This is a genomic window from Marinobacter alkalisoli (assembly GCF_045449855.1).
Taxonomy (GTDB): Bacteria; Pseudomonadota; Gammaproteobacteria; order Pseudomonadales; family Oleiphilaceae; genus Marinobacter.
Genome location: NZ_JBJJLC010000053.1, coordinates 22,922 through 46,435 on the forward strand (window position 1 = coordinate 22,922; position 23,514 = coordinate 46,435).

Genomic DNA, 23,514 nt, shown 5'->3' on the forward strand with positions numbered 1-23,514 from the left:
CGGAGCGTGCTCAGGCGTTAATGGAGGCTGTCCAGCAGCCGGGGCCTTTCAATCACAAAACCCTGAGCATAATCCACGCCCAGAAGCCTCAGCATATCGAGAACTTCACGGGATTCAACCCGGGAAGCAATCACTTCCCGTTTCATATAATGCGCCATATCCACCATGGACTGCACCATCGCCCGGTCGGTTTCACTGGTATCGACCTGCTTGGTGAACGTACTGTCCAGCTTGATCAGGTCAACCGGAAGACTGCGCATCAGTTGGAACGAGACCGGCCCGCTGCCGAAATTACCCAGGCAGAAGCGACACCCCAACTCCTTCATCTCCAGCATGAACTCCGCCAGCCGGTCCAGGTCATTGACTGCGGCTGTTTCCGTCAACTCGAACCACAGCCGCTCGATCGGAGCATCCTTCTGGCTCAGCTTGTCATAGATGAATTCCAGCAATGACTGGTCATTCAATGAATAGCCGGACAGGTTAATACATACCCCGCCCAGGTGATCCGGATCCGGTGCGCTGTCCCGCAACCAGTCCAGCATGCGCCCCACCACCCAGCGATCCACGGCCTGCATACGATCATAACGCTCCGCCATACGGACAAAATCACGGCCGGTGATCAGGTCTCCGCCGTCGTCGTACATGCTGATCAACACTTCGTACTGTGCCAACATCCGGGTATTCGCGTGCAGCGGGATCATCTTCTGGCAACGCAACAACATGCGCTCTTCATCCAGGTCTCCCAGGCTCGCCACTTTCGCGGCAATCTGCTCTTGCCGCGACTGGTCGGTTGCATCCAGGGCGTACTCAACGACCTTGCCATGGCCCTGTTGTTTCGACGCCTTCAGGGCGTGCTCGGATGCCCGCAGCCAGCGCTCAGCGGCGGTCAGTGTGGGCAACTCCGGTACCAGCCCAGCGCTGGCTGACAACCGGTATTCACGGCCGTCAAAGGCAAATTCCGTGGCCTCGATCTCAGCCACAATCGTCCGGGTGGTCGCCAGCGCGGTTTCCGCCGGCAGCAGCCAGGCGAACTCATTCCCGGACAGGCGCGCCAACGGCATGCCATCCCCCACCCGCGCGCGAAGGATATCCGCAATCATGCGGAGGGTGTCATCGCCCGCCTGATAGCCGGCGGTGTCATTCAGCAACCGGAACTGGCGCAGATCCAGCCGCACCAGGGCGCGCTCGTCTTCATGGCGGGCCAGCTGCTGGTCCAGCATCCGTTCGAACTCCCGCCGCCCCAGCAGCCCGGTCAATTCGTCGTGGGTCGAGGCCCAGGACAGCTGGTCATACACCTTGCGGACCATACGGTCGAGGCTCTCATCCACCAACGGTCGCTCATACTGGCTGTCTGGAACCACAACGCCCTTGCGCATCTGGCGTGCCAGACCGTCCAGGTCCAGCTCCACGACCCTCATGCCCTGATGGTTCACAAATACGAAACGGCTGAACCCCCGGGCAACCCATACCAGACGGATGTACTGGGGCTCGTCGGGATTCTCCTGATCCCTCAGCCAGTCACCGGTGCGCAATTGCCGGGCCCGATGCACCCAGCGTTGCAGGCTTTTCTGCTCCCGCTCGGTCAGTACCTTCTGCTTGTCTTCCCCGGTCTGGACCGGCGGCATCAACACCATTTCCGGCGGATGCTCGGCACTGCGCACCAGAAACTGCTTGAGTTCATCCCGGATCTGAGAGGATGGCATATGATTGCTGGAAATCGACGACAGGCCATCCTGGATCACCCGCAGCAGGTCGGGCAGGTTGATGCCCGCCCCGGGATCGTCCGCGAATGCCAGCAGTGAATCGATCACCGTCAGGTAATCCTGCCACAGCTGGCTATCCGGTCCCTGACGAATCCAGGTCAACGACAGCAGATCCCGCCAGCCACCCTCCAGCAGACTCAACAACGCTCTGGGAACTCTGCGACCGGCCAGCTTCTGATTGAGCACTTCGGTCACCGCTGCCTTGGAGTCCGATACCTTCTGAGCACCCTCGGCTGCCGCGGTCACCCGCTCCACATTGCGACGATACACCAGATTCTGGCGATCGATCAGGACATCCAGTTCCTGCACCGTGGATTCGAAGACTCCGGTGTCCTGCTCAAAATCGGTGGCGATGCGATGAATCAGTTCATCAACCCGGCGCTGCACCACCGGGTTAATACGCCCCCCTTTGACCCCAAGCTGGGCCAGGCGGTTCATCACTCCGCGAACCGGGCTGTCCTGATCATCAAAAAAGGCCGGGTCCCGCATGACCACTTTCAGCACCGGCACTTCCAGCTGGCGCATGTGGCTTTGGGCATAATCACTGAGCTTCGGGCTTTCCACCACACTGCGGAAAAATCGGTCCACCACATCCAGGGTGTCCTGCTGCTCCTCATTGAGGGCATGCTTGCCACTGTCTTTGACCCTTTCCACCACCCGTTCCCGGAGTGTGGCCGCCTCAGCGCTCAACACGGTCGATTCCACCTGCAGCTGCTGCAGTTCCCGGTGCAGCTCCCCCGTGGACAATGGCCGGGCATTGGGCGCAAAAGCCATGGGTTCCGCATCGCCCCGGGCCAGCCGACTGGCGGCCAGCGTGCCGATCAGGTTACGGACAGTGGCGAAGGCGGTCTGGGCGGCATTGGCGTACCCACGGAACTCCATCGGCGCCCGTTTGCCAGCACTCGCGCTCCGGGCCGGAGCAGATGCCGTCGCCGTCGCCGTGGCTGACGCTGCCTGCTGACCCTGCCCCGTTTGGACGGGTGCCGGTGAACCGCTGGCAGCTTTGCGGCCGGGCTCATCACCCACGGAGCTCCGTTCAGAGAGGTATTTGCTCAGGTCCAGATCCGGCAGCACGCCGTGGCGAATCAGGATGTTGTTCAGCTCCTGGTAAAGCGGAGCAAGCTGCTGAAGCACCTGCTGCTCGAACACTTTCAGGCAGACCTTTTCCACTTCACGACTGGCTTTCAAATGACTGAGCCCGGCATGAAACGACTCACAGACCAGCGACGGACCCAGCGGGTTGTGGTGGCCGGTGGAGTTGGCAATGCCCAGCTTGTCCAGCCGCAGCTTGAGCTGGAGCAGATCCCCCCGATACTGGGTGTCCGCCTTGGTAACCATCACCCGTATGGTCAGCCAGTCCTCGAATTCGCCCTTGTCCACCACCGACAGCTCCGAGCCCGGGAACCCTTTTCTCGCCGGCTTGAGAGGCGATTCCAGGCTCTGTGCCATCTGGTGCCAGATCACCCGCTGCCGCGCTTCAAGCTGGCCCGAGGCGTCCATGTACTCGTTTGCCTGTTGGTCACTACTCGCCTTCCGGGCCGCCTGCTTCAGCGCCACGATCATCTGCGCCAGACAGGCATCCATCAGCGGTTCAATAAACTGGACAACGGCGCGAGCGGACTGATGCAGGACAAACTGCACCCTGTCACTGGGCGCTCGCAATGCAGCCCGCTCCTGGAAGCGGTCGCCGCCACACTGCTTGAGCATCGCGCTCACGGCATCCGGATTGGCACGGACAAAATGCACGCCCATGGCCCTTTCGATACGACGGACAATACTGACGTACAGTTCATGACGATGATTTCCATCCGCCGAGCGGAAACGCACGATGATCTCGTCGGGCACGCCCCGGGCTATCGCGCGCTCGAGTTTGCGGGAGGTGTCGCCCGAGTATCGAATGAACAAGCCTTCGGCACAAAAGTCCGCAATCTGGCACGGCCACACCTCACCCGCCCCAAGATCCAGCTGGGCCGCGAGTTTGATGGGCTGTCGAGGGCTTGTGCGACGTTCTCTGGGGTCCATGAACTACCTGATATTCGGCCAAGGCCAGGGTGGGTCCGAGATCGTCGCCTCACCCTGGTCAGCGTCTCTGAAACGGTGATCCGTGTCACCTGCTACTATACGGGGAACATGTCTGTAATATAGTGGGATATCCCGTTGCGAGACAGCCTCACCTTCACATTGTGAACCATGATACAGCTTAATCAGATCTATCTTCTTTTGCTACTGGTAGCCGTGCTTCCAGGGTGTTCGACCATTGGCTACTACAGCCAGGCAATTGGCGGCCATGTCTCGCTGATGCTGGCTTCGCAACCGGTCGACAATCTGCTGACGAATCCCGGTACCGACGACGAACTGAAACGTAAACTGGCCATCGCCCGGGACGCTCGCCACTTCGCTGACAACCGGCTGGCACTGCCCGCCGCCGACGCGTTTACCGAGTATTCCGAGCTGGAAAGGCCCTGGGTGGTGGTCAACCTGGTGGCGGTCCCGGAGTTCTCCCTCACTCCCCATCAGTGGTGTTACCCCGTCGTCGGGTGTCAGGCTTACCGGGGCTATTTCAGCCTTGGGGATGCGCAGGAGGAGCAACGTCAGTTCGACAGGCAGGGCTTTGATACCTTTATCGGTGCGGTGACGGCCTACTCCACCCTGGGCTGGTTCGATGACCCGTTGCACAGCGGATTCACCCATTTGTCAGACGATCGCATGGTGGCCCTGATATTCCACGAACTGGCGCATCAGGTGGTCTATATTGACGAAGACACGGCGTTCAACGAGAGCTTTGCCACCGCCGTGGAACTGGAGGGCCTGAGACTGTGGCTGGAGGAGCGCGGCGAAGGTGACCAGTTTGCCACGGCGCTGCAACGGCTGTCGCAAAGGAATCAGACCCTGACACTGGTGGAACACGCCTCCAGTGAGCTGGAGGCGCTGTACGGGCGTGAGGGGGAACTGTCCGTTGAGACCATGAGAACCAGAAAAAAGCAGGTATTCGCAGAGCTGATCAAGCGCTACAACGAGATGGCCAGCCAGTGGGATCAGCCTGGCCCGTTCGGCAGCGCCATCGAAACACTCAACAACGCCAACATCGCCCTGTTCCGGCAATACAATCAATACGTGCCCGGTTTCCGACAACTACTGAAAGAGCAGGACTACCGCTTTGACGATTTCTTTGACCGGGTAAGGGCGCTGTCCGAACTGGACCAGGAGCAACGGACGCTGACCCTGTCGGCCTTGTCACAACGGTTTGACGAACACCTTTGAGTTGCGCTGGGTGTTGTAGGAGGCCAGTTTGGGACCGGGTAATGCCTTAACCGTCGAGGGCTGGAAACCACGTTCACGAAACCAGTGCTCGGTCTGGGTGGTCAGCACAAACAACCGCTGGATGCCCTGGCCACGAGCCAGCTTCTCCACCATCGCAAAGATATCGTCGCCGCGACCGGCGCGACGGTATTTCGGGTCCACGGCAAAACACGACAGCTCCCCCGCGCCCTCGTCCGGGTAACAATGGAGCGCGGCACAGCCAACGATCGTGCCATCACGTTCGGCGACCACAAACCGGTCGACTTCGGTTTCCAGCATTTCCCGCGAGCGCCGCACCAGAATCCCCTGCTCTTCCAGCGGTTGAATCAGTTCCAGAATGCCACCGATATCCTCAACCCGGGCCTGGCGGATCTGCTCATAGTTGTCACCGCTGACCAGCGTGCCGGAACCGTCCCGGGTAAACAGCTCCTCCAGCAACGCGCCATCTTCCACGTAGCTGATAATGTGGGAGCGGCGCACCCCTTTCACACAGGCATCGCAGGCCGCTTTCAGCAAGGCGGCATCGTGGCCGGTTACAGCACCTTCGGCCAGCCGCTCCGTGGCCTGCTTCGCGGACAGTTCACGAATCAGCGAGCCATCGGGCTCCAGCAGCCCCTGATCGTCAATAAACATGATCAGTTTCTCTGCCTGCAGGGCCGCCGCCACCTGGCTGCCGACATCCTCGTAGGACAGGTTGAAGGCGTCTCCGGTGGGGGAAAATCCCTGGGGCGGCAACAAGACGATGTGGCCCAGTTCCAGCAGCTTTTCTATCCCGGCCACATCCACCCGGCGAACACGACCGGTATACCCGAAATCGATGCCGTCGAGAACACCAACCGGGCGCGCCGCCACGAAATTACCGCCGCTGACCCGGATACGGGCATTGTGCATGGGGGAATTCACCAGCCCCATGGACAGCTGACTTTCCAGGTACGCCCGCAACCCGCCAATTGCCTGCAGCACCAGGGGCAGCTGTTGTTCCTGAGTCACCCGCAAGCCACGATGGAATGACGATTCCACGCCGGCCTCATCCAGCCTTCCCTGAATCTGCGGCCTTGCCCCGAACACCACCACCAGGCGCACACCAAGACTGCTCAGCAGTGCGATGTCGTGGATAATGTTGATGAAATTGTGGTGGGCAATCGCATCTCCGCCGATGGTCAACACCACCGTACGCCCCCGGTGCGCGTTGATGTAGGGGGAGGAATGGCGGAATCCATGCAGCCAGTCGTTAGATTTCAATCGTTTCTCCTGGTCAATCGTCTTTCCTGATGCCTGAACATTACAGGCAAAACTGTTTGATCAACCCCTTCAGGATCGTCACGGTCGGGTCGAGCTGGGACAACTCCAGGAATTCATCCGGCTGGTGCGCCTGATCAATCGACCCCGGCCCCATCACCAGTGTTTCCAGCCCCAGCTTCTGCAGCCACGGCGCCTCGGTGGCAAACGCCACGGCATGGGCGGTATGGCCGGTCAGCTTTTCACAGGCACTGACCAGCTGCGCATCCGCCGGGGTTTCGAACGGTGGCACGCCGTCGAACAGCGGCTCAAACACCATGGACAGTTCACGGCGCTCGGCCACCGGCTGCAACTTGCCGAGGATGGCCTGGCGCAGGGCCGCCATGTCCATCCCCGGTAACGGCCGCAGATCGAAATGCAGCTCACAGCTGGCGCAAATCCGGTTGGGATTGTCGCCACCGTGAATGCACCCCAGGTTCATGGTCGGCACTTCTACCCTGAAATTCGGGTTCCGGTATTTCTCCTGCCAGGCAGAGCGCAGGCCCAACAGCTCGCCCAGCGCTTCGTGCATACCTTCCAGGGCATTGCGGCCAAGGGAAGGATCGGACGAATGGCCTGACTGCCCCTCAAACACCAGCCGCTCCATCATAATGCCCTTGTGCATTCGCACCGGCCTCAGACTGGTGGGTTCGCCGATCACCGCATACCGTGCCTGCGGTCGTCCCGCTTCCGCCAGCGCGCGGGCGCCATTCATCGAGCTTTCTTCGTCAGCCGTGGCAAGGATGATCAATGGCTGTTTCAGTTCCTGACCGGCAAACGCTCGAGCGGCCTCTATGGCGAGCGGGAAAAAACCTTTCATATCGCAGGTACCCAATCCGTACCAGCGATCATCCCGTTCCGTCAGGGTGAACGGATCACTCTGCCAGCGCTTATCATCAAATGGTACGGTGTCGGTATGCCCGGAAAGCACCAGCCCACCCGGACCACTGCCAAGCGTGGCAATCATATTGAACTTGCCCGGCATGCCAGGCACTGCCATCAATTCAACCTTGAATCCCAGCGGCTCCAGCCATTCCGCCAGCGTCTGTACAACGGCTTCGTTGCTTTGGTCCCAGTCCGGTGTTGCACTGCTGATGGATGGCAGGGCAATCAGCCGGGTCAGCATCTCGCGGATACCCGGAACCACATCGGTTTTGTTCGTGGACTCAGACATAAAAGAATTCCTGGCCCGGTCTCGGGTCACCGGGTCTGGCCACGCCGCCAGACCTCAAACTTATCAATGGCCCGAATCATCATCGGATAGGCAATCTCGCCGCCACCGACAATCCGGGCAACCTCCAGGGTCTGCTCGCCAACACTGGCCAGCCGCCCCTCCACGACATTGTCATTGGACAGGGTAATTCTCACGTTTCGCCCAACCCAACGTTCCGCTTCTGTCAGATCGGCAGGGTACCAGCCCGCCACCAGATCACCTTCGCCTTCCGGTATCACCGGTTGCAGCGCCTGCTCCGAGACAGCCGGCTCTGGCGGCTCGACTTCCCTCAGATAGACATCGGGCACTGACTGCCCATTGTAGTTGACTGCCAGCGTTCCGGCACCGTCCTGGTTCGCGCCCCGCACCGGAACACCGAAGACAGGCTGATCGGGATCCAGAGTCAGGGTCAGCTCGCCGCCTTCGGTCAGCCATTGCCGGTACAACGCCAGCAACTGGCCACTGGCCTCATAGCCCCGGGCACTCAGCCCCTGACGAAAGGCATCCATGACAATACTGGTCCATTCATCCGTCGCCACTGAGGATTCGCGGGCACAATAGGCGGCAACCCGGCGCATCAGACCACCGTCACGAACAGTGACGGTCATCGGCTCGCTCCCGGCCTGCGCCATTCGGTCGGGGTTGAGGATATTCACCCGAGCCCCCGGCCACTGGATTCCCAGGCTGCCGGTACTCGCCGTTGTCAGCTCCAGGTACAGGTGATCAGGGTGCTGCCGGATCAGGGCCTCGCCGGCGATGCTGTTCACCCCCATGCGCACCAGGTCCCCGCTGCCCAGTTGCTGGCGGTGATCGGGCCCACAGACCGGGGCAAACAATGCGGGGTTGGTCTCGCCGGAAGCAGTGACCCAGTTGCGGAACATGGTTGCTTCCAGGACCAGACGAAGGTTTTCCACCCGCAGGGACCAGGCCGGCGGCAGGTTACCCGGGTCCACCAGCGCGGTCAGGAGATGCAACGGCGAGCCTGCGTCAAACGCCACGCGGCCAATATCGACTGGCTGCGCCAGACGGAAATCCTGATAACTGGCGTCTGTCAGCAGCAGGCGCCCTTCAATTCCGGAGCTGATCGCGCCCCGTTCAATAACCCCGGCGCTCTCAACCGCATCCCGGGCTTCCGCCAGGCGCTGGTCCGCCAGCCACCAGACAGCCGCCTTGAACAGCACCCAGCCCAGCAGAACCACGACAACAACAAAGGTCAGCAGGCGTTTCATTCATCCATCCTCTCGTCCGGCCGGTTGCCCACCGACCGGACTGCACCACCAAATGTCAGCCCGGCAGGCTGTTTCAATTGCGGGAGATCAGCGTTCCCACACCTTCGTCCGTGAATATCTCAAGCAGGGTCGCATGGGCAACCCGACCATCGATAATGTGTGACGTGCGCACGCCATTCTCCACCGCATTCAGGGCGCAACGGATTTTCGGCAACATGCCGCCATGGATGGTGCCATCCTCTATCAGATCGTTGACCTGCTGGGCAGTGAGCCCGGTAAGGACCTTGTCTTCCTTGCTTTTGAGACCAGAAACATTGGTCAGCAGGATCAGCTTCTCGGCCTTCATGGCCTCTGCCACCTTGCCGGCCACCAGATCAGCATTGATGTTATAGGACGCGCCATCAGGCCCCACGCCGATCGGCGCGATGACCGGTATCACGTTACTGCGGGTCAGCATTTCGATAACCTCGACATTAACGCTGTCAACTTCACCGACGTGACCGATATCGATGATTTCCGGGCGTTCCAGCTCGGCGGAGCTATTGACCACTTCCAGTTTCCGCGCCCGGATCAGGTTGGCATCCTTACCGGTCAGGCCCACGGCGGTACCCCCATGGGCATTGATCAGCGAGACGATTTCCTTGTTGACCTGGCCGCCCAGCACCATCTCGACAACGTCCATGGTTTCACTGTCGGTCACCCGCATGCCGTTGACGAAGCGGGACTGGATGTTCAGGCGCTCCAGCAAACCGCCAATCTGCGGCCCCCCACCGTGAACCACGATCGGATTGATGCCCACCAGCTTCATCAGCACCACATCCCGGGCGAAGCTGCTCTTCAGATCCTCGTTCTCCATGGCGTTGCCGCCGTACTTGATCACCACGGTTTTCCCGGTAAACCGCTGAATATAGGGCAAGCCTTTACTCAGGACGGATGCCACCTGCATTGCTGTTTCACGATCCAGTGCCATGCTTCTGCCTTTATAATCTGTCAATTAAAAATCTGCGACGAGGTCGGGGGCCACTTTCTGTAGCTGGTCACGGAACACGCCCTTGATGCGTTCCAGCGCCTCGTCGGTTTCCGCCTCAAACCGAAGCACCAGAACCGGTGTCGTGTTGGAGGCACGGCACAGACCCCAGCCATCGGCGTAATCCACCCGGATACCGTCAATGGTACTGACGCTCCCATCACCGAAACTGCCCTCGCTGGACAGACGCTCCACCAACTGGAATTTGCTGTCTTCGGTGACCTCGACATTCAGTTCCGGGGTACTGATATCTTCCGGGAAGTCCTCGAACACCTCATCGCTGTGGCGATCCTCAACGCCCAGGATCTCCAGCAGGCGCGCGGCCGAATAGAGCCCATCATCAAAGCCGTACCAACGTTCGCCAAAGAATATGTGCCCGCTCATTTCTCCGGCGAGCAGCGCTCCGGTCTCCTTCATCTTGGCCTTCATCAGGGAGTGACCGGTTTTCCACATGATGGGGCGACCGCCCGCATCCGAGATCACCCCAGCCAGGCGACGGCTGCACTTTACATCGTACAACACATCGGCGCCGGGATTCCGGGAAACAACATCCCTGGCAAACAGCATCAGCAGACGGTCCGGCCAGATAATCTTGCCACTGTTGGTCACCACGCCAAGGCGATCCCCGTCACCATCGAAGGCCAGGCCGATATCCGCACTCTCCGCCTTCACCCGGGCAATCAGATCCACCAGGTTGTCGGGTTTCCCCGGATCCGGGTGGTGGTTGGGGAAGTCACCATCCACGTCGCAATAGAGGGGGATCACCTCACAGCCCAGCTCTTCCACCAACATCGGCGCCAGCTCACCGGCTATGCCGTTGCCCGCGTCAAGCACCACCTTCAGGGGCGCCGCCACAGCGATATCCCCAACGATGCGATCCAGGTATGCCCGGCGCACGTCCTCCGACGATTGCGCACCCTGGCCGCTGCTCAGGTCTCCGGTCCGGATACGCTGGAGCAGCTTCTGGATACCATCGCCGGACAGGGTCTCACCGCCAAGCATGATCTTCAGGCCGTTGTAGTTAGCCGGGTTGTGGCTACCGGTCACCATGACGCCAGACCCGGTCTTCAGGTGATGGGTGGCGAAGTACAGTACCGGCGTTGGCACGGCGCCAACGTGTATCACGTCGCAGCCGGTGGCCATAATGCCACGGGCGAGGGCATCCGCCAGATCCGGGCTGGAATGCCGGCCATCATAGCCGATGCAGAGAGCGTCGATGCCGCGTTCGGCGGCCTCGCTACCAATGGCCCGGCCAATGACATTCACGATCTCCGGAGACAGGGTCTCGCCCACAATGCCGCGGATATCATAAGCCCGGAAGATGCCCGCCGGCACCTCCACCTGGGGCAACGCCACTTCCTCAACTGATGGAGCGTTTTCAGGGCCTGCCTCACTTTCATCCGTCGCTCCGCCGCCGAACCCCAGGACGTCCTCATCACCATCCAGCATGTCGATATCCAGCATGTCCTTTTCCTGGAACAGCGGTTCCTCCGCGGCGACCGCTTTACCTGCCGGAGCCTTCGGGCGCGCAGACTCGGCGGCCTTGAGAACACGCCTGTCCACGACCTGGGACAAGCGGTGAAGGACTTCACCAGTGGACGCCACCAGATCCCATTTTAACGCCGGCAACTTCACCCGCTCGCCACCAAACACCTTGTGGGCCCACTGGGTCAGTGCGGACACATCCTGGCGAATGCTGCGCTGGGCGCCGCCCAGTAATACCCAAACCACAATAGCGGCAACCACAGCCGGCGCCAGAATCAGAATGATGGCTAGAACCGCATTCACCACCGGCGTGGGCGTCGATGCCGGCTGATAACGGAGAGACCAGTCCGGAGCGGACAGCGCCCGCTCCTCCGCCTCACCATTGCCAGTGCCGTTACTGGCCACGACCCGGGCGGAACCATTGACACTCTGGACCAACGCCAGCTGACCGCCCAATTCACGGTTGTTCACCGCCAGCAACGGCTGCAGGCTGGAGGCGTCAAATACCACCAGCATGCTGCCCGCCATGGCGCGACTGGCCGGATTGCGGACGGAGGCCGCCACCTGGAAATACCACTGACCATTCCGCGGGAAGGCGTTGGGGTGCAAAGAACGTCCGGATTCGGCCTGTCGTGCCAGGTCCAGGCCGGCAAATCCGAGGGTTTCATCGCCACTGGCACTGCGGGGAATGTCACCATAGGGAAACAGGTGCACGGCCTGAACGCCCGGCAGAACGTTGCCAAGCTCCGCAGCCACGAATTCCAGACCGGAGCCAGTCGCCAGGGCCTCACGGACATGACGCTGGGCGGCAATTCCATCAACCGACGACTGCAAGGTAGCCAGGTGCTGGTTCAGGCGATTGGTCGCGGCATCGACCTCAAGATTCGCCTGCAGGTCGGCGCGACGGGATTCAGCCGGCTCGAACACCAGCAGGTAGACCAGGGCAACCGCCAGGACCCCGGCCAGCGCCACAACCGCTGCCTGGGCACCGGCTACGGACCCCAGGCGCTTCAGGCGACGCCCCCTGGATTCCCCACGCTTCCGCTCCCGCTTGCCGGCCGGCATCCCGCCCTGTGCCTCCGCAACGGTCTCGTCCGGCTTTTTCTTTTTACCCAGCTTCATAGTCCATCCTGCACTTATATTTTTTCGCCCGGGGCAATGAGATACCCAAGTATAGACCTCCGGCAATGTCTCCGCGTTTACAGACTGTTATCCGCTCAGCGGGTACCGGTCGAACCAAAACCACCGGCGCCACGGACACTGGCATCGAACGATTCCACCACTTCAAAATCCGCCTGCACGACCGGCACCAGCACCAGCTGGGCCAGGCGCTCACCCACATCAACGGTAAACTCGCCCTGCCCCCGGTTCCAGCAGGACACCATCAGTTCCCCCTGGTAGTCGGAGTCAATCAGTCCCACCAGGTTACCCAGCACAATACCGTGCTTATGCCCCAGACCGCTGCGGGGCAGGATCATCGCCGCCAGGGACGGGTCGGCTATATGAATGGACAACCCGGTCCTGATCAACTGAGTATCCCCGGGCTTCAGTGTCATCGGCTCGTCCAGGCAAGCCCTCAGGTCAAGACCGGCAGATCCCGAAGTGGCGTATTCCGGGAACGCAATGGTATCCCCGATGCGTGGGTCCAGAATCCGGACCTGGAAAGTTTGTCGCGTCATGGAGTGTCCTGTGAGAAGTTCTGTCAATGGATCTGGTCGGCAATCAGGCCTACCAGCTGGCGGGCGATACCGGTTTTGCTTTCCGGCCCGATGACCTGCTGACCGGCAGACCAGAATACGGTGACGGCGTTGCTGTCGCTGTTAAACCCGAGCCCGGGCACTGACACATCGTTAGCCACGATCATGTTCAGTTTCTTACGCTGCATCTTGTCCCTGGCATAGCGCTCAACATCACTGGTTTCCGCCGCAAAGCCAACGGTGAACGGGGCATCGGCACGGGCCGCGATGGTAGCCAGGGTGTCGGGATTGCGCACCAGCGCCAGCGACATGTCCTCGCGGGTTTTCTTGATCTTGTCACTGGCGCAGGTATCCGGCCGGTAATCCGCCACCGCGGCGGTGGCGATAAATACATCACAGCCTTCGTCCACCGCCTGTCCGGAGGCGGCCAGCATATCATCCGCCGTGATCACCGGCCGCACTTCCACACCTGTAGGTGCGGCGATGGATACCGGACCACTGACCAGCACCACCTGAGCCCCGGCGTCCCTTGCGGCGGCAGCGAGGGCATAGCCCATTTTCCCGGAACTGTGGTTACTGATGTAGCGGATCGGATCGATGGGTTCCCGCGTTGGACCGGCGGTAATAACAACCCGCTTGCCCGACAGTGGTCCGCTGCCGACCGCGGTAATGCGCTCAAACAGATCCAGGGGCTCCAGCATACGACCAGGCCCGGTATCCCCGCAGGCCTGGGAACCCTGATCCGGCCCCCAGAGGGTGACTTGCGGATCCGATTCCAGCAATCCGATGTTGCGCTGGGTCCGATGGTTGTTCCACATGGCCTGATTCATCGCCGGCGCCAACGCGATCGGAGCCTCGGTGGCACAACACAGGGTAGTCAGCAGATCGTCCGCCATACCCTGGGCCAGACGAGCAATAAAGTCGGCGGTCGCCGGGGCAATGACCACCTGATCCGCCCATTTGGCCAGCTCGATGTGCCCCATCCCCTGCTCGGCCTCCGGGTCCAGCAGAGACGTACGCACCGGCTCGCCGCTGAGCGCCTGGAAGGTCATCGGCGTGACGAAAGCCTCTGCGCCCCGGGTCATCACCACACGCACCTGATGCCCTTCCTTTTTCAACAACCGCACCAGCTCCGCACTCTTGTAGGCGGCAATACCACCGGTGATCCCCAGCAGAATTCGTTTCGCGGCCATACTTGCTCCGTATCCGGCAAAAATAAAAGGCCTATAAGATACCACGGCAGACGCCTCCCGGCAGCCTGCATCCCGTGCTAGACTTCCGGTCGGATTTCAGTGGCCTGCGCAGGGAGCGCCGGCACGGGTTTCAAGCCATCTTTTATAAACAGCAAGGACGCAATCATGACAACCCACCCCTGGCCGGCGGACGAACGCCCGCGGGAACGACTGCTGGCCCATGGGCCCGACAGCCTCTCCGATGCCGAACTACTGGCCATATTTCTTCGCACCGGCACCGCCGGCATGCCGGTCATGAAACTGGCGCGGCACCTCATTGACACCTTTGGCGGTCTCCGCGGCCTGATGACAGCTTCCCGGCGCCAGTTCTGTGACGTCAGGGGGCTGGGAACGGCCAAATACGCCCAGGTACAGGCGGCCATGGAAATGGCGCAAAGAGTGATGGATGAACCGCTGAGGCAGGGAGACCCCCTGCGCTCTCCGGCGGACACCCGGCGGTTCCTGTGCAGTCGCCTGGGCACCTATCCCCATGAGGTGTTTGCCGGCCTGTTTCTGGATAACCGGCACCGGGTGATCCAATACCGGGAACTGTTTCGCGGCACCATTGACGGTGCTGCGGTTTATCCCAGGGAGGTAGTCCGGCAAGCTTTGGAGTATAATGCGGCGGCAGTCATTTTTGCCCACAATCATCCATCCGGCGTTGCCGAGCCCAGTCAGGCGGACATTGCCCTGACCGGACGCCTCAAAGAGGCCCTTGGCCTGGTGGATATCAGGGTTCTTGACCATATGGTTGTGGGCCACGGTGAGGTAATATCCCTGGCTGAACGGGGACTGATGTAAGCCAGCCCGGGCCAGATACAAAAAACTGGCCAAATCCCCAACAATTTTTTGCGTTGGGGGGCCAGTTCTGGTATAAAAGCGTCCCTTTCTGGCGGCGTCTGGCGAGCAGCTTGCTATTCGTGGCGCAAGCAGCGACAACCAGAAGCGCGATTAAACGAATTCGTATATTAAGACCATTGCTCAGGTCGGAGGCAAGTATGTCCAGAGTTTGTCAGGTTACCGGTAAGCGTCCGGTCACCGGTAACAACGTATCCCACGCGATGAACCACACTCGTCGTCGTTTTCTGCCGAATCTGCAGAACCACCGCTTCTGGGTTGAATCAGAGAAGCGTTTCGTGAAGCTGCGCGTTTCCACCAAGGGCATGCGCATCATCGACAAAAAAGGCATTGACGCTGTGCTGGCCGATCTTCGTGCCCGCGGCGAGAAATTTTAAGGAGCCGCATCATGCGCGAGAAAATCAAGCTGGTTTCATCAGCAGGTACTGGTCACTTCTACACGACCAACAAGAACAAGCGTAACACTCCGGAAAAGATCGAGATCAAAAAGTACGATCCGGTTGTCCGCAAGCACGTTGCGTACAAGGAAGCCAAGATCAAGTAATTGATCTGGCGACCGACAAAAAACCCGGCCACGCGCCGGGTTTTTTATTGCCTGAAGATTGCCTCAGAAGGTTTCCAGATAGCCCTTCGGAAGCGCCACATCCATGGCAATCGGCAGGTGATCCGACATCGGATAACTGACCACCTCGGAACGGCGGATTTCCAGGCTCGGGCTCACCAGGATATGATCCAGGGCCTTTTCCGGCCGCCAGCTCGGGAAGCTGTGGGCAGTATCCGGCAATGGAATCAGGTCGGTTTCCTTCAGGGGTGTCTGGGTCAGCAACTCTTCCGCATGGTTATTCATGTCCCCCATCAACACCACGTGCTGGTAGTCACCGATCAACTCCCTGACATAACCCAGTTGGCGCTGCTGAGCGGTACGGCTCAGTGACAGGTGCATCATCACCAGCACCAACGGATCCTCTTCGGAACCGTAGCGGGCAATAATGGCACCGCGACCGGGAATCAGACCAGGCAACTTGTGCTCCGTCACATCCAGCGGTCGGTACCGGCTGAGCAAGCCGTTACTGTGCTGGGCTATCTGCCCCAGATTCCGGTTCAGCTGCTGATACCAATAGGGGATTCCGGCCGCTTCCGCCAGGTACTGGACTTGATTGATGTAGCCACTCCTCAGACTGCCACCGTCACACTCCTGCAGCGCCACCACGTCGTAATTACGCAGCAGGCTGGCAATGCGGTCCAGGTTTGCGATGCGGTTGCGATGGGGCAGGAAATGCTGCCAGCTGCGAGTGAGATAATGCCGGTAGGAGGAGGTGTTGATCCCCACCTGGATATTGAAGGTCAGCAGCCGGATGTGCCGGTGTGGCTCAAACTCCGGCACGTGCTCACTGCCGGAACAACTGCCCCGGGGCTCCCCGCTTGACCGAAGCAGCCCGCCCAGCTGTTTGCGAAAGTGTCTGTACATGCTACGAGCTCACCCGACTGTGGCACATTCTCCCGAAGCCCCGAGATAGATCCTGCTTAGTTTGCGGAGCCGCCGCGCTCTTTTTCGATCAGGTAGTTCACAACCTCAAGAACCGCCTCATGACCACCGGCCATGGACGCGCTGACCGTATACTTGCCATTTACAAGCATAGTCGGTGTGCCGGTGATGCGTGCACCACGGATTTTTGACTGGGCTTTCTGCATCCTCGCATTCACCCCGAAGCTGTTGTAATTCTTGAGGAACTGCTCACCGTCCACGTCGTATCCGCTAACAAACTCCGCCAAAGCCTCACCAGAGTTCAGAGGGCGTCGCTCTCCTGCCAGCGCGTCGAACAGGGCATCATGTACTTTATCCAGCTCACCCATCGCTTCCAGAGCGTAGAATGCCTTGGCATGGGGCACCCAGGATTTGCCCAGGGCAGCCGGAAGCTGAACATAGTCGACGTCATCCGGACGATTTTCCGCCCACTCTTCTACCAACGGCTTGAAGGCGTAGCAGTGGGGACAGCCGTACCAGAACACTTCCGCCACTTCGATGCTCTCGCTGCTGTCAGTACGGACCGGAGAACTCAGCTCCCGATAGTGGGTGCCCTCCTGCCACTCGGCCGCGCTAACCTGGCCCGCAATGGCAAAGGCCGCAAGAAAGGTGACTGCAGTACTCAGACTTCTCAACATCGACTGTCTCCGGTTCTGTAGATTCATTCAGGAACTGATTATGACCCAGCGTGCGCGAAAAGTTCCACCGCCGGGGAATTAAAGACAGGAAAGGCACAAAAAACCCCGCACCAGGCGGGGTTTGTTGGGCCAGGAAGACTGATCAGTTCAGGCCGGAAATATAGTTGGCTACGGCCTCGATCTCAGAATCGGTCAGCTTGGCAGCGACGTCCATCATGATAGACGCATTTTGCCCGCCATTGCGCTCACCATCACGATAGGCCTTCAGCTGCTTTTCAACGTAATCCGCCGTCTGGCCGCCCAGGCGTGGAAAGCCCGCAGGCTCGTTGCCCTTGCCCTGGGGGTTGTGGCAACCGGAACAGGCCGGAACGCCAGACGCCAGGTTACCACCACGATACAATGCCTGCCCCTGTTCAACGAGCTCCGGATCGGCCTGATTAACCACCATATCCTGGTCGTTGAAGTAGGCGGCCAGATCCTGCAGATCCTCGTCGGACATATTGTCCAGCAGCCCGGTCATTTCTGCGATCTGACGGTCGCCACTCTTGATGGCCGACAGCTGCTGGTACAGGTATTTTTCACCCAACCCGGACAGTTTCGGGTACACGGCCATCACCGGCTTGGCGCCACCTTCCCCGTGACAACCGGCACAGACGGCTGCATTTTCCTTGCCTGCTTCAGGATCTCCAGCCCCGTGTGCCATCGCTGTGAGGCCAACACCGAGAACAACTCCTGCGATCAGTTTTTTCATGCTCGCTCCGCTTCTCTCATCCAAAGTATTCTTCGTTATGCAGCCGGCAGGCACTGGCCCAGACAGGCACAAAACCGGGGCTGTTCAGCAGCATCGCTCAGCGTGCTGCCCGGAATTGGTGTAGCATTATACATTAATCCCTGATAACTGAAATCCAATAGGAAACCCAACCACCGTGTCATCTGATCTGACTCAAAAATCGATCTCATTCAACAGCGCCCGATTCCTGATCAGCGCCTCGCGGCTGGAAGAGTGCCCACTGGACTCCGGTGCGGAGGTCGCATTTGCGGGACGCTCCAACGCCGGCAAATCCAGCGCCATCAACTCCATAACCGCCAACGGCAAGCTGGCGCGCACCAGCAAGACACCCGGCCGCACCCGCCTGATCAACTTTTTCACGCTGAATCGTGATAACTGCCGCCTGGTGGACCTGCCAGGTTATGGTTATGCCAAGGTCTCCCGCGACATGAAGGACGACTGGCAAAAACACCTCGGGCACTATCTTAATGATCGTCGCTGCCTGCGGGGCCTGATCCTGGTCATGGACATTCGTCATCCACTGACCGATTTCGACCAGATGATGGTGGAATGGTGTGAACATAACAACCTTCCGCTGATGATTCTTGCCACCAAGGCGGACAAGCTGAAGTTCGGCCAGGCCAAGACAGCGATGCTGGACATCGCCCGTCGGCTGAAGACATTCCAGTGCGTGGAGCACCTGATCATGTTTTCGGCAACATCAAAGCGCGGAGTGGATGAGTGCCGCGATGCCCTGACGGCCTGGCTGGAAGCGGCCAGTGACGACCTCGCGGGTGAAATCGCGACCTGAACGACTCGCTGTCAGAGGGTTCCCCCCCGCTCGATCCGGTACCCCAGGTCGATACGCCGGTCGCTGATTGCCGCGCCACCGAGGCGGGCAATCAGCTCTTCGGCCGCCCTCTGCCCGACCGCCTCCCGGGGAGTGATCACACTTGCCAGTGGCGGCTCCATGACGCGGCCAACATCATGACCATGGAACCCGGCAATGGCGATCTGGCCCGGCACCGCAATGCCACGCCTCTGACACTCGAAGAACGCACCGATGGCAACGTCGTCGTTGGTGCAGAAAATGCCGTCGGTGTGCGGATTCTCCGCCAGTATCCGCGCCATCAGCGTAGCCCCGACACTGTATGATGACCGCTGCTCACTGCGCAGCGTTACCGGCATCAGCCCCTCTTCCTCCATTGCCCGGTTATACCCCTCCTGACGCTGGAGAGTCCGGGCATCCAGCCGGACCGCCAGATAGACCACCCGCTTGCAGCCCAGCCGGATCATTTCCCGCACCATGTCATAGGCGGCAATGACGTTATCGAAGCCAACCGCCTGATGAAACGGTTCCGAATGAGTATCCATGATCTCGACCGTTGGCACCCCTGCGGTTTCCAGCATCCTCAGCGTGCGAGGGGTATGCTGGCTCTCCGAGAGAATCACGCCATCCGCGTTGTAGGACAGCAGCAAGGACAGGCTGCGCTCCTCGATCTCGGGACTGTATCCGTAGTGGGCGAGCATCAGGTGATACCCGGCCGGCTCGGTGACCGATTCCACCCCCTTGATGACATCCGCAAAGACCTGGTTGGTCAGTGACGGCAGCAGGACACCGATCGCATGGCTGGTGGACTTGGATAGCAGGTCCGGAGCGCGATTGGGGATATAGCCCAGTGCTTCGGCCTCGGCAAAGATCCGCTCCCGCATGGGTTCGGAGACATTGTCCCCGCCCCGCAGACACCGGCTGACGGTCATCTTGGTCGCTCCGACCCGGTCGGCGATATCCTGCAATGTGGGGCGCCTGTTCTTTACCATCTACCACTCCAACAACAGTGAAAGCTGCCTATCATACCTGTGATCAGGCTCCGGAATCAGTTTCGGGAATCCCCGCCCTGCAGACCAAGTCCGACAAGGCACTGTCGGAGGATCTGTTCCGGTGTCGCGGACACATCCACGGCAATGGCATCCTCATCAGGAGCTGGCTCTTCCAGTAACCGAAACTGACTTTCCAGCATGGCGCGCCCATTAAAGTAATGATCCGTTCGCCGGGAATGTCGCGCCCAGATGGTTTCGAAGTCCCCCCTGAGGTAGACGAAACGGGCCGACGGATTCCCGCCCCGCAAACGCTCACGGTAACAGCGCTTCAGCGCCGAACAGGCCAACACCAGACCGCCCTCTTCCTGCCTGATCAGCGCCGCGAGCTCATCCAGCCAGCCCCGGCGATCCGCGTCGGTCAACGGGATGCCGGCGGCCATTTTCTCAACATTGGCGAGGCTGTGGTAATCGTCCGCATCGTAAAACGGAACCCCCAGTTCGCCGGCAAGCATGGCGCCGGTGAGACTCTTGCCGCATCCGGACACCCCCATGACAATGACTTTTGGTGCCTTCATATCACTGCCACCATAGCGCCAGCTGGGGGAACGCAATCAGCAGGCCAAGGGCCACGACCTGAAGCGCGATGAACGGCAGCAGTGCGCGGAATATCTCGCCCAGGGAAATGTCCTTTGGCGTCACCGTCTTGAGATAGAAAGCCGCCGGGCCGAACGGAGGCGACAGGAAGGACACCTGCATGTTCATACAGAACACCACGCCGAACCAGATCGGACTGTACCCCAGCTCCGTCACGATGGGCACAAAGATCGGCATGGTCAGCAATGCGACGCCGACCCAGTCCAGGAACATGCCCAGTATGAGCAGAATCAACATCATGAACAGGATGGTGCCCAGGCCATGGCCACCGCTGACGGCAAAGACCATGTCACGGACGAAATCGATACCACCCATGAGGTTGTAGACGCCGACCAGCGCGGTTGCACCAATCCCGATCCAGATGATCATACCGCACACCCGCAGTGTGCTGATGGTGGCCTTGCGCACCATGGCAAGGGACAGCTCTCCGCGAATCCAGGTGCTGATGGCAATCCCCATGACACCCAGGGCCGACGCCTCTGTGACCGAGGCCACACCGCCATAGATACTGCCCAGCACCACCACGACCGAGAGGATCGGAAACAGCAACGCCTTGAAGAAATTCGGCGCCGGGGTCTCGGGCGCGTCCTGATCGGAAGGCAGCGGTGCCATCTCCGGCTTCAGCCAGACACGAATCAGGACGTATCCCATGTACAACAGCGCCAGTAGCAGCGCAGGTGCGAACGCCCCCTTGAACAGATCACCGATGGAGACGTTGGCCGTCAGCCCGTAGATGATCAGCACAATACTGGGCGGCAGCATGGTGCCGAGCGCCCCACCGGCACAGGTGGTGCCAATGGCCAGCTTGCGGTCGTAACCCAGGCGCAGCATCTGCGGCAGCGCCAGGATGCCCAGCAACACCGTCTCGCCACCAATAACGCCGGACATGGAGGCCAGGATCACCGCCACCACCAGGGTCTGTATGGCCACGCCGCCACGAAGTTTGCGACCCAGGCGGGCCATGGCGTCGAACAGGTCGCGGGCGATGCCCGAGTGGTCCAGCAGAGAGGCCATCAACACAAACATGGGTACCGCCAGGAATACATAGTTGCCGATGAAGCTGTACAGCCGGCTGCTGACAATGGGCAAGGCGTCCGGACCAAACCAGCCCAGGGCAAACACCAGGGCAACCAGACCGGTGGCGAATGCCAGCTGCATACCCGTGAGCAACAGGACAATCAGCATGACCAGCATCAACAGGCTGCCATAACCGATACCAAGGGAAGCCAGTTCAAACATCACGCACCTCCCTTGCCGCGCAGGTCACGCACCAGGTGCAACAGGAACTGCAAGGTCATGACGGCAACGGCGACCAGGATGATCACTTTCAGAAACGCCGGGAAAGGCGGGTTCCAGGCTGAGCCGGAGGTTTCAAGACGCCAGTCGCCCCAGGGCGCCAGCACGGCCTCTGTGGCCATTGACCAGCTTGCGAATAGCATCAGCCCGCAAAAAACCAGCCCCAGCAGATGATGAACCACCCGCAGCCAGCGCTGGGCACGGTGCGAAACCGCGTCATAGATCAACACGATACGCACATGCCGATCGGTGGCCAGGGCATAGAGACCACCAATAACAAAGAGTGTGGCGCCGGCAAAGGTCACCGTTTCGTGTACCCAGAGCGTCGGGGCATCAAACACATAACGGCGGATAATCTCGTAGAAAGACACCAGCACGATCGCCGCAAATACCAGACTCAACTTCTTGCCCAACCAGACGATAGCCCTGTCCAGCCAGGTAAACCCAACGTCCTCATCCTTTTCAGGCAGGACAAACTCGCGATCGGGATCCGGCCCCTGACCGCACGCGTTGTTTTCAACGGACATAACGAACTCCTCGCTCCGGGCCCGTCAGGGCGCCCGGAGGCTGACATCGAGGGAACCTGCTACTTAGAGGAGGCCCTGGGATTCCAGGTATTCAGTGACCGACTGGTACACTTTCCCGGCATTGGGGGACTGTTCGGCATAGGCCTTCCATTGGTCACGGGCGATGGTGCGGAACTTGCGACGCTCCTCCGCGGACCAGTCATGGATGGTAATGTCGGGATTGGCGCGAGCCTCATTGACAGCTTCACGATCGGCCATCGCCAGCTGGGTGCTGATGTCCTGGGCAAAGTCCCTGGCGGATACCGTCATGATGGCCTGGATATCCTCCGGCAGCTTTTCCCATTCCTTGCGCCCCATGGCGATTTCAAGCAGCGGCAGCGAGTGGAAACCGGGATTGACCGGGTGCGGCGCAATCTCGTTCAGACCAGCCTCGTGGTTGGTGGAGAATACCGTGTAATCCGCAGCGTCAATCACGCCCTTGCTCAAGGCGGTATAGACTTCGGATCCGGGCAGATTAACCGGCGACGCTCCGGCGGCGGCAAAGACGGATTGCACCAGCCCTTCCGGCGCACGCATTTTTAGTCCCTTGAGATCCTCCACGCCATCGAGGGGCTTTTTCGACACGAAAGACTCCACGCCCGTGCCACCGCCGCCAACAAATTTCACTCCGTATGGCTCGTAGAGTTCGTTCATCAACTCATAGCCGCCACCATGGTTAATGTAATCGATCAGTTGGTCTGGACTGGACCAGGCGCCCACGGTGTTACCAATCAAACCGAACGCGGGATCCTTACCGGAAAAATAACCTGTGACGGAAATATGACCGTCCAATACGCCCATCTTCATGGCGCCGAGGGTTTCCGTGTGACTGACAACGCTGCCCACCGGCAGCAGATCAATCTCGACACGGCCACCGGTCATTGCTTCCACACGATCGGCCCAGTCCTGCTGGATCTTGAAGTTTTTGACGCCGGAGGGGTCCGAAGACTGGAACTTTAAGGTGAAATCGGCGGCAAAGGCATTGAATGCAAGCGTGGCTGTCAGAACACCAGCCGCGAGTCTTGTCGGGAACATACTGGGATCTCCTGATTGTTATTGTGCCGGCTTATGTTACCGGTAACATAAGCGATGGTATTGGATTTGAAAAGCGCTGGCAAGGGGGAGGGAGCAAAGGATTGCGGCAGAAAAAACCGGCCTGCCAT

The 23,514-nt window shown here is 60.0% G+C and carries 21 protein-coding genes; 5 read left to right on the forward strand and 16 right to left on the reverse strand.

Features of this window, described 5'->3' with window-relative positions; genetic code table 11:
• Positions 1-17: 17 nt before the first annotated feature.
• Positions 18-3,785 (reverse strand): DUF1631 family protein, encoded by a 3,768-nt coding sequence (locus tag ACJO5Y_RS18815; RefSeq protein ID WP_406989382.1) that lies wholly within the window; start codon positions 3,783-3,785, stop codon positions 18-20.
• Between the two features lie 168 nt (positions 3,786-3,953).
• Between ACJO5Y_RS18815 and ACJO5Y_RS18820 the strand changes: the two genes are divergently transcribed.
• Positions 3,954-5,024, forward strand: coding sequence for an aminopeptidase (locus tag ACJO5Y_RS18820; protein ID WP_406989383.1), 1,071 nt, complete (start codon positions 3,954-3,956; stop codon positions 5,022-5,024).
• Here ACJO5Y_RS18820 and argA read toward each other — a convergent pair.
• The 7 genes from argA to coaBC form a co-directional block, all read right to left on the reverse strand.
• Positions 4,998-6,305, reverse strand: a complete 1,308-nt coding sequence (gene argA / locus ACJO5Y_RS18825) for an amino-acid N-acetyltransferase (protein ID WP_406989384.1) — start codon at positions 6,303-6,305, stop codon at positions 4,998-5,000. The two genes, ACJO5Y_RS18820 and argA, sit on opposite strands and share 27 nt — an antisense overlap.
• A gap of 40 nt (positions 6,306-6,345) precedes the next feature.
• Complete coding sequence (gene argE / locus ACJO5Y_RS18830) at positions 6,346-7,515, reverse strand: acetylornithine deacetylase (RefSeq protein WP_406989385.1); 1,170 nt, start codon at positions 7,513-7,515, stop codon at positions 6,346-6,348.
• Between the two features lie 26 nt (positions 7,516-7,541).
• Positions 7,542-8,783, reverse strand: a complete 1,242-nt coding sequence (locus ACJO5Y_RS18835; RefSeq protein ID WP_406989386.1) for an aq_1923 C-terminal domain — start codon at positions 8,781-8,783, stop codon at positions 7,542-7,544.
• A 73-nt stretch (positions 8,784-8,856) separates the two neighbouring features.
• A complete protein-coding gene (gene argB, locus ACJO5Y_RS18840) occupies positions 8,857-9,753 on the reverse strand; it encodes an acetylglutamate kinase (protein WP_406989387.1) in 897 nt (298 codons plus the stop codon).
• A 24-nt stretch (positions 9,754-9,777) separates the two neighbouring features.
• Positions 9,778-12,417, reverse strand: a complete 2,640-nt coding sequence (locus ACJO5Y_RS18845) for a phosphomannomutase/phosphoglucomutase (protein WP_406989388.1) — start codon at positions 12,415-12,417, stop codon at positions 9,778-9,780.
• 95 nt (positions 12,418-12,512) lie between these two features.
• Complete coding sequence (gene dut / locus ACJO5Y_RS18850) at positions 12,513-12,974, reverse strand: dUTP diphosphatase (protein WP_406989389.1); 462 nt, start codon at positions 12,972-12,974, stop codon at positions 12,513-12,515.
• Positions 12,975-12,997: 23 nt separating this feature from the next.
• Positions 12,998-14,185: a bifunctional phosphopantothenoylcysteine decarboxylase/phosphopantothenate--cysteine ligase CoaBC gene (gene coaBC / locus ACJO5Y_RS18855; protein WP_406989390.1), complete on the reverse strand. Its 1,188-nt coding sequence runs from the start codon at positions 14,183-14,185 to the stop codon at positions 12,998-13,000.
• A gap of 165 nt (positions 14,186-14,350) precedes the next feature.
• Here coaBC and radC point away from each other — a divergent pair, with 165 nt between their 5' ends.
• The 3 genes from radC (at position 14,351) to rpmG (ending at position 15,626) form a co-directional block, all read left to right on the forward strand.
• Complete coding sequence (gene radC, locus ACJO5Y_RS18860; RefSeq protein WP_406989391.1) at positions 14,351-15,025, forward strand: RadC family protein; 675 nt, start codon at positions 14,351-14,353, stop codon at positions 15,023-15,025.
• Positions 15,026-15,222: 197 nt separating this feature from the next.
• Positions 15,223-15,459 (forward strand): 50S ribosomal protein L28, encoded by a 237-nt coding sequence (rpmB, locus tag ACJO5Y_RS18865; protein WP_114335425.1) that lies wholly within the window; start codon positions 15,223-15,225, stop codon positions 15,457-15,459.
• Between the two features lie 11 nt (positions 15,460-15,470).
• Entirely contained in the window at positions 15,471-15,626 is a 156-nt protein-coding gene (gene rpmG, locus ACJO5Y_RS18870; protein WP_007153739.1) for a 50S ribosomal protein L33, read from the forward strand.
• A 63-nt stretch (positions 15,627-15,689) separates the two neighbouring features.
• On the opposite strand, the gene ACJO5Y_RS18875 is transcribed toward rpmG, so the two are convergent.
• The 3 genes from ACJO5Y_RS18875 to ACJO5Y_RS18885 all read right to left on the reverse strand — a co-directional run bounded on the left by ACJO5Y_RS18875 (position 15,690) and on the right by ACJO5Y_RS18885 (position 17,996).
• Positions 15,690-16,550, reverse strand: a complete 861-nt coding sequence (locus ACJO5Y_RS18875) for an endonuclease/exonuclease/phosphatase family protein (RefSeq protein WP_406989392.1) — start codon at positions 16,548-16,550, stop codon at positions 15,690-15,692.
• Positions 16,551-16,606: 56 nt separating this feature from the next.
• On the reverse strand, positions 16,607-17,245 hold the full coding sequence (locus ACJO5Y_RS18880) for a thiol:disulfide interchange protein DsbA/DsbL (protein ID WP_406989393.1): 639 nt from the start codon (positions 17,243-17,245) through the stop codon (positions 16,607-16,609).
• Positions 17,246-17,387: 142 nt separating this feature from the next.
• On the reverse strand, positions 17,388-17,996 hold the full coding sequence (locus ACJO5Y_RS18885) for a c-type cytochrome (RefSeq protein WP_406989394.1): 609 nt from the start codon (positions 17,994-17,996) through the stop codon (positions 17,388-17,390).
• Positions 17,997-18,171: 175 nt separating this feature from the next.
• Here ACJO5Y_RS18885 and yihA point away from each other — a divergent pair, with 175 nt between their 5' ends.
• Complete coding sequence (yihA, locus tag ACJO5Y_RS18890) at positions 18,172-18,825, forward strand: ribosome biogenesis GTP-binding protein YihA/YsxC (protein ID WP_406989395.1); 654 nt, start codon at positions 18,172-18,174, stop codon at positions 18,823-18,825.
• A gap of 11 nt (positions 18,826-18,836) precedes the next feature.
• On the opposite strand, the gene ACJO5Y_RS18895 is transcribed toward yihA, so the two are convergent.
• From ACJO5Y_RS18895 to ACJO5Y_RS18915, 5 genes are all read right to left on the reverse strand, one after another.
• On the reverse strand, positions 18,837-19,835 hold the full coding sequence (locus tag ACJO5Y_RS18895) for a substrate-binding domain-containing protein (RefSeq protein WP_406989396.1): 999 nt from the start codon (positions 19,833-19,835) through the stop codon (positions 18,837-18,839).
• Between the two features lie 56 nt (positions 19,836-19,891).
• Positions 19,892-20,410: a gluconokinase gene (locus ACJO5Y_RS18900; protein ID WP_406989397.1), complete on the reverse strand. Its 519-nt coding sequence runs from the start codon at positions 20,408-20,410 to the stop codon at positions 19,892-19,894.
• Position 20,411: 1 nt separating this feature from the next.
• Positions 20,412-21,728, reverse strand: a complete 1,317-nt coding sequence (locus tag ACJO5Y_RS18905) for a TRAP transporter large permease (protein WP_406989398.1) — start codon at positions 21,726-21,728, stop codon at positions 20,412-20,414.
• The gene (locus tag ACJO5Y_RS18910) at positions 21,728-22,312 is read right to left on the reverse strand and encodes a TRAP transporter small permease subunit (RefSeq protein WP_406989399.1); all 585 of its coding nucleotides are present in this window, start codon (positions 22,310-22,312) and stop codon (positions 21,728-21,730) included. The genes ACJO5Y_RS18905 and ACJO5Y_RS18910 overlap by 1 nt, the downstream gene beginning before the upstream one ends.
• 63 nt (positions 22,313-22,375) lie before the next feature.
• A complete protein-coding gene (locus tag ACJO5Y_RS18915; protein WP_406989400.1) occupies positions 22,376-23,386 on the reverse strand; it encodes a TRAP transporter substrate-binding protein in 1,011 nt (336 codons plus the stop codon).
• Positions 23,387-23,514 lie beyond the last annotated feature (128 nt).